Source organism: Coleofasciculus sp. H7-1, from assembly GCF_057473865.1.
In genome coordinates, this window is sequence record NZ_JBYCCT010000056.1 from 115,621 (window position 1) to 122,095 (window position 6,475).

Here is a 6,475-nt window from a genome sequence, read left to right on the forward strand (position 1 = left end):
GCGATGAGGGAATCAATCGGGTTGTTGATAGATGCGACATTGGCAGTCGATTACTGTAACAGACGCGAACCAGATGGACATTGAACTGCTGATGAGCCACTCTGAGGCGGTTTCGGCATCGCTGGAGGTGAGGTTGAGGGGCGCTGGGTTTCGCAAACCGCTGCGAGGGTGGTGGCTTCACCGTTCCTTTTTGTGGCAAACACAGCGCCCGTGTAGCTATGAATCTCAGCATTCTTGGCTTGGGCGGCGATCATCACGCTTTGGGCGTCATTTCCTGGTGACACCAGCCGATAGTTGTAATATACGCTGGCTGGCTCGCCTCCCAGACCTAAATCTTCGGTTTTTGTGGCAAATTTACCTTTTTGCTGATAATAAGCCTGCTGCGCTTTGTTGACCATAGCGATATACAGTTTGGCTTCTGTTTGCGGTTTTGGGAGCTGCGAATCGTCGGGCATCTGACTCTGTGCATTTTCCAGCTCAATTACTTTGGCATTTTGGGGCAATGTTGCGGTATCGGAAATTTTCTTGAATACCGTTGCCTTGGGGCTAAAAGCACTTGGTCTGGGTTGTCCAACTTGCCGTCCCTGTAATTCCAGGCGTAGTTTACCGCGATCGATAAACTCAAAAATGCTCAGGATGCTGTCTTTTTTGCTAAAAACTAGGTCAAGTTGCCCCGGTTTAGTCGTGGGATTGACTTGGTACTTAATTCCGATGGCAACCTGAGTCCCATCGGGTGCTGGAAACACCATGAATAATTTTCCCTCTGGCGCAAATACATACGTGACCAGCTTCCCCGATGTGGGGTCTTTGGCTTGCCATTGCCCTACAAATTGCTGGGTGGCTGTGGTCGTTGCTGGTGCGGGTTTGGCTGGAGTCGCTGCTGGGGGCATTTTGGCTGGGGTACTTGCCGATGTCACCAGGATGCTGTTGATTGCGATTAATAAGGTGGATACAATCAACTTGCTATTAACAGGGAGTTTAGCTTTGGAAAGGTTGATGATAAAGTGATTCATTATTTTTTAGTGTTCGCTCGATATTTCTTTTCCAAATTTTGATGATTTTTCCGTGAAATGTCGAAGATTAAATTAGTAAGACATGAAATTGCAAATATAGTTTCCCTCAAGTTATAACATAACCAAGCTATATCCCTTTGCGGGCTTCGAGCTGAGTGTAAAAAATAGCGATCGCGTTCTCTTGGCGCAGTATTGATAGGGAATCTGGTGCAACTGCCTTAAAAGACAAAAGTATGGTTAAGTTCTCAATTAACCATACTTTTGTAAGAATGCAACCTTTGTACTAATTATTTTTACATTAGTTGCCAAATTTTTGGGTGTTCAATCATTTCAACCGGAAAATCTAGATATCTAGATCGTTGAGGTTGAGGCGAGGACCGTAGGTTTCGATAAATTCGCGGCGGGGTGCGACGCGATCGCCCATTAAGATGGTAAAGATACGATCGGCTTCAGCCGCGTCTTCAATTTCCACCCGTTTCAGGGTGCGAGTTTCCGGGTTCATCGTAGTATCCCACAACTGTTGCGGCATCATTTCACCCAAGCCTTTGAATCGCTGGATGGTGTAATTAGCATTGGCGGGGAACTCGTTTTGCACCAGGTTGTGGAGTTCGCGATCGCTATAGCAATAGTAATGATTGCGTCCCCGCTCTACCTTATAGAGTGGAGGACAAGCGATATAAATGTAACCCTGCTCAATTAGCGCCCGTTGATAGCGATAGAAGAACGTCAACAACAGCGTCCGAATGTGCGCCCCATCTACGTCAGCATCAGTATTATGAGCGCACAAACCCCCAGTTCCACAGACGAAGTTTTCGTCATCATGAACCGAGAAATCGTAAACGTAATCGCCAACTAATTCTATTTCCTCAGCACTAATTACCCGCAACCCCATCAAATCATCGCTAATTGGCACAAAATCTTGAGCCTTGCGAGATTCACCTACTAGATGCGCCTCCAGCTTATGTGCATTAGCATGACGTTGCCAAATCTGGCGACAGCCGGTAAGTTGTTGTTTGCTACAAATCGCAATGGTGTAATAAGAATGTCGCGTTTGAATTGGTGCATCAGGATGTGTTGACGGCTGATGATGAGTGTTAGTGGCAATAATGCCCAACTGTCCCAACAGATATAACAGTCCATCCTTTAATTCCTGAGAATTTGTGGTAAAGGATAGGTTGCATCCACCTGTCGTCCCATCACCCAAGAAATAGCCTTCCAGAAAAGCCAGTTGGTGTTCCTCAGAAACACTAAATAGAATATCTGGCAACTTCTTCTGATGCGCTAGCTTTGCTAAACCCCAAGCTTGCAACAATCGCGCAGCGGCGACACTGTTGAAGTAGAGTTTAATCCCATCGCTGTCAGGATCGTTATACTGACGCGGTGTTTCGCCAAATACCGCAACAATCGCTGCTTTAAGTTCTGGGATAAACCGCTCATCCTTCTTGCCCAAATTCAGGCTAACCTGATGTTGACTCAGAGTTCCTTCCGCAACGTACCAGCCCAAAAACCACATCAACTCGCGGGTAATTGGTAAATAACGCGGCATAGCCTTTTCGCCGTGCGCTTGCGGGACAATCTGCACATCTGCCCCTAGTTGTGCAATTTCGCTAGATGTAAACTCGTCTAACGCTTTGTAACAACTAACCTCGCGCCACCGCGCATTCTTGCTGGTATCGTCTTGGGCAAGTCGCTCATCAATCTTAGATGGCAGCTGCTCATATATAATGTTCTCGTTTCCGCCAATCGTTTCCAGATAGGTGAGGAATTGAGACAAAATCGGTCGGTTGATACCGCGTTCCCAGTGACTAATAGTAATTGGCTGCTTAACACCGCAAGCTGTGGCAACTTTTTTCTGACTTAATCCTGCTGTCTGACGCGATTTAATCAGCTGTTGCCATCCGGCTACATCCAACATAATTCGCGGTTCCTTCCACAAATCCTGCCGTTCTACCTTTGCCAACACGCGCCCACTAGCAACTCGCCGCACGTCTTCGCCTTTGACATACAGCGCCTTGGTTAATTCGGTACGGTAGAAAGTTTCTAGCAAATCAATCTGCGTCAGGCTGTTAGCTGGACGCGGTAAACGCCGACTAGCAACCAAGATATCGCCTGGTTTTACTTCGCTGCCTTTTTTGAGAACAACTTGTCCATTTTCAAAGACAAAGACGCTGTGGGAGGATGTCACCTTGACCGAACGGTTGTAGCGCGTTGTAATTTTATACATCGGCTCCTCATGACCGTGCCGAATCACCGCTTTGAGAGGTCGAAAGCGCGTGGCGTGGGTAACTTGGTCAAAAGACATTACCTGATATTGGTCAACGGCGCGACGACCTTCAACGCAGTCATCAATAAACCGACCAATTGAGACGAACTCTGTACGTCCACTATTGTCCATTACCAGGGTTGGTTCATCGCCAGCTACGCTCATAATCACGATGCAGTGATAGCGCAGCTGGGAAGCATCGAACTCCTCACCCTTGACACCCAATCCCAGTGCAGTAATTAGCGCCTGGATTTCGGTGTTTTTGTAGATTTTGGCATCGTCGGTTTTCTCAATGTTGAGAATTTTACCGCGCAATGGGAGGATAGCTTGGTTGCGTCTGTCGCGTCCTTGTTTGGCACTTCCACCGGCTGAGTCGCCTTCGACGATATAAATCTCAGATTCTGAGGGATCTCGCGTACTGCAATCGGCTAATTTACCCGGTAAAGGGGAAGATTCCAGAACTGATTTGCGGCGCACTAATTCTCGTGCGTGACGCGCTGCTTCTGCGGCTTTGAAAGCTTGAATCGCTTTTTCCAGAATCGCATCGCCAATATTAGGGCGAAACTCTAAATATTCAGTCAGAACTTCGCCGACAAGAGAATCAACGATTCCCCGAACTTCGGTGTTACCCAGCTTGGTTTTAGTTTGTCCTTCAAATTCCGGATCGGGAACTTTGACGGAGATAACGCCAGTTAAACCTTCGCGGACATTCTCACCGCCGAGGTTCGGTTCATTTTCTTTGATTTTATTGCGCTTGCGAGCGATCGCATTCAACGTCCGCGTCAGCACCGCCTTCAACCCTTCCAGGTGAGTACCGCCGTCAACTGTGCGAATATTATTTGCAAACCCCAGCAGCGTGTCTGTATAAGCATCCACGCACCACTGCAACGCCACTTCTACCTGCACATTGTTGCGTTCGCCTGATACATAGATAATTTCTTCGTGGAGAGCCTGCTTATCGCTATTCATATAAGCGATATACTCTTTAATACCTCCCTCGTAACAGTAGGTTTCTACTCTTGGCTCCCCACCCTTAACCAATTCCAGGCGGTTGTCAGTAAACGTGATTTTGACACCCGCATTTAAGTACGCAAGCTCCCGCAGACGACTCGCCAAAGTGGTGTAATCAAACTCAATGCCAGTCGTGGAAAAAATCTGCAAATCTGGCTTGAAACTAATCGACGTGCCTGTCCTCGTTTCTTGAATTGGCTTTGCCTTCAGTTCCGTGACGGGAATACCCCGCTCAAAACGCTGCGTATGCTCCCGCTTCTCGCGCCAAACGGTCACTTCCACCCACTCAGACAAGGCATTCACTACGGAGATTCCGACACCGTGCAAACCACCAGAAACCTTGTAACCGCCGCCGCCAAACTTCCCTCCGGCGTGCAGCACCGTCATCACCGTTTCCAAAGCTGATTTGCCAGTAGTAGGATGAGTATCTGTAGGAATCCCGCGCCCATCGTCTGTCACCGTCACCGAACCATCGGCGTTTATGTCTATCTCTACATGGGTGCAATAGCCAGCCAGAGCCTCATCAACAGAGTTGTCCACCACCTCGTAAACTAGATGGTGGAGTCCCCTAGGGCCAGTCGAACCGATGTACATCCCCGGTCTTTTCCGGACTGGTTCAAGACCTTCTAGAACTTGAATCTGATCGGCACTGTAACTGCTCGTCATGAATAAGAATTCTCCAATAATGGCTTGGAAGCCCACCGGGACTTCAAAAACGTAAAAACACTCCAAAATTGTAGCACAAAAGGTTCCGGGGCGACCCCAGGGCAAGTTCAAGAGATATTTGTTTAGGGGATGTACCTAGTGAAAGGTAACAAAACAGGAAAGCACAGTGGCACAAGCGAACGGCAGAGGGGAGAAAGAGACAGAGGAAGCAGCGGAAAATTACCTCAACCCTCAGCCCTCAACCCTCAGTCCTCAACCCTCAGTCCTCAACCCTCAGTCCTCAACCCTCAACCCTCAACCCTCAGCCCTCAGTCCTCAACCCTCAGCACTCATTGTCATCTGTGGTGCTACGGCGACGGGAAAATCTGGACTGGCTTTGGCGTTGGCGCAGCGACTGGGTTCTGTAATTCTTAGCGCTGATTCGCGTCAAGTGTACCGCGAATTTGATATCGGCACGGCTAAGCCAACAGATGCTGAGCGCAAGTTGGTGCCGCACTACTTAATTGATATCTGCGATCCCACGGAAACTTTGACGGTGGCGGATTATCAGCAGCAGGCGCAAGCTTTAATTGCTGCTTTAGGTGGGGTTTCTGTGCCTCTACTGGTTGGAGGGACGGGTTTATACATCCGTTCTATTGTGCAGGGGTTAAAGATTCCTAGAGTAGCGCCCCAGGAAAAATTGCGATCGCAACTGCAATCCCTCGGTCAAACTCAACTCTACGCCTTTGTGCAACAAGTCGATCCAGTTGCCGCTCAGAAAATCCATCCTCACGATCCCGTGCGGACATTGCGAGCTTTAGAAGTATTTTATGTGACGGGTCGCCCCATTTCAGAGCAGCAAGGAGAGAATCCACCCGATTATCCCATTCTCCAGATTGGCTTAGATTGTCCTGACTCTAACAGCCTCACTCACCGCATTGAACAGCGAACTGAACAGATGTTAGCAGCAGGGTGGGAAGCGGAGGTAAAAACCCTCTGTGAGAAATACGGTTTCGATCTGCCGCTGCTGGATACGCTAGGTTATAGGGAAATGAAGCAATATTTAGCTGGAGAGATTTCTCTATCGGACGCGAAAGAGTTAACAGTTTTGCACACTCGTCAATTTGCCAAGCGACAACGCACTTGGTTTCGCGCTTATCCCCAAATTGAGTGGTTTGAGGCAAATCGACCCGATTTATTAGAGTGCGTGTGGCAACGGGTGCTGGAATTTATCGCAACTAATTGTCCGGATGTACCGACTCAAACTTGATATTAACTTTCCGTTCAATTTTGTAACTAATTTGACTTCATACATTTTCGAGTTGTATGCAGCAAATTTTTACCTTATACAGCGAGAAGGCTCACACTGTACCTGTACTCAGGTCAGTGTTGAGATGAATTGCGCGTGAGTTGAGGAGTGTGGTCTGACCACATTTGAGCGCAGTGAGAACCGGGAAGACCACAACGACGAAACGAGCAAAATATTCTGTTTATATAACTGTCTAAATATATGTTACCATAAACTAAGAAACACGGTAAGGTC

Annotated in this window: 3 protein-coding genes; 1 reads left to right on the plus strand and 2 read right to left on the minus strand. The window is 48.0% G+C overall.

The window, feature by feature from the left end; genetic code table 11:
* Positions 1 to 50: 50 nt before the first annotated feature.
* On the minus strand, positions 51 to 1,013 hold the full coding sequence (locus tag AC2VDX_RS14455) for a type IV pilin-like G/H family protein (RefSeq protein ID WP_378181946.1): 963 nt from the start codon (positions 1,011 to 1,013) through the stop codon (positions 51 to 53).
* 343 nt (positions 1,014 to 1,356) lie between these two features.
* Positions 1,357 to 4,953 (minus strand): DNA gyrase subunit B, encoded by a 3,597-nt coding sequence (locus tag AC2VDX_RS14460; protein ID WP_378181965.1) that lies wholly within the window; start codon positions 4,951 to 4,953, stop codon positions 1,357 to 1,359.
* Between the two features lie 331 nt (positions 4,954 to 5,284).
* On the opposite strand from AC2VDX_RS14460, the gene miaA reads away from it, so the two are divergent.
* Positions 5,285 to 6,202 carry a tRNA (adenosine(37)-N6)-dimethylallyltransferase MiaA gene (gene miaA / locus AC2VDX_RS14465; protein WP_486928186.1) on the plus strand — a complete coding sequence of 306 codons (918 nt, stop codon included), beginning with the start codon at positions 5,285 to 5,287 and terminating at the stop codon, positions 6,200 to 6,202.
* Positions 6,203 to 6,475 lie beyond the last annotated feature (273 nt).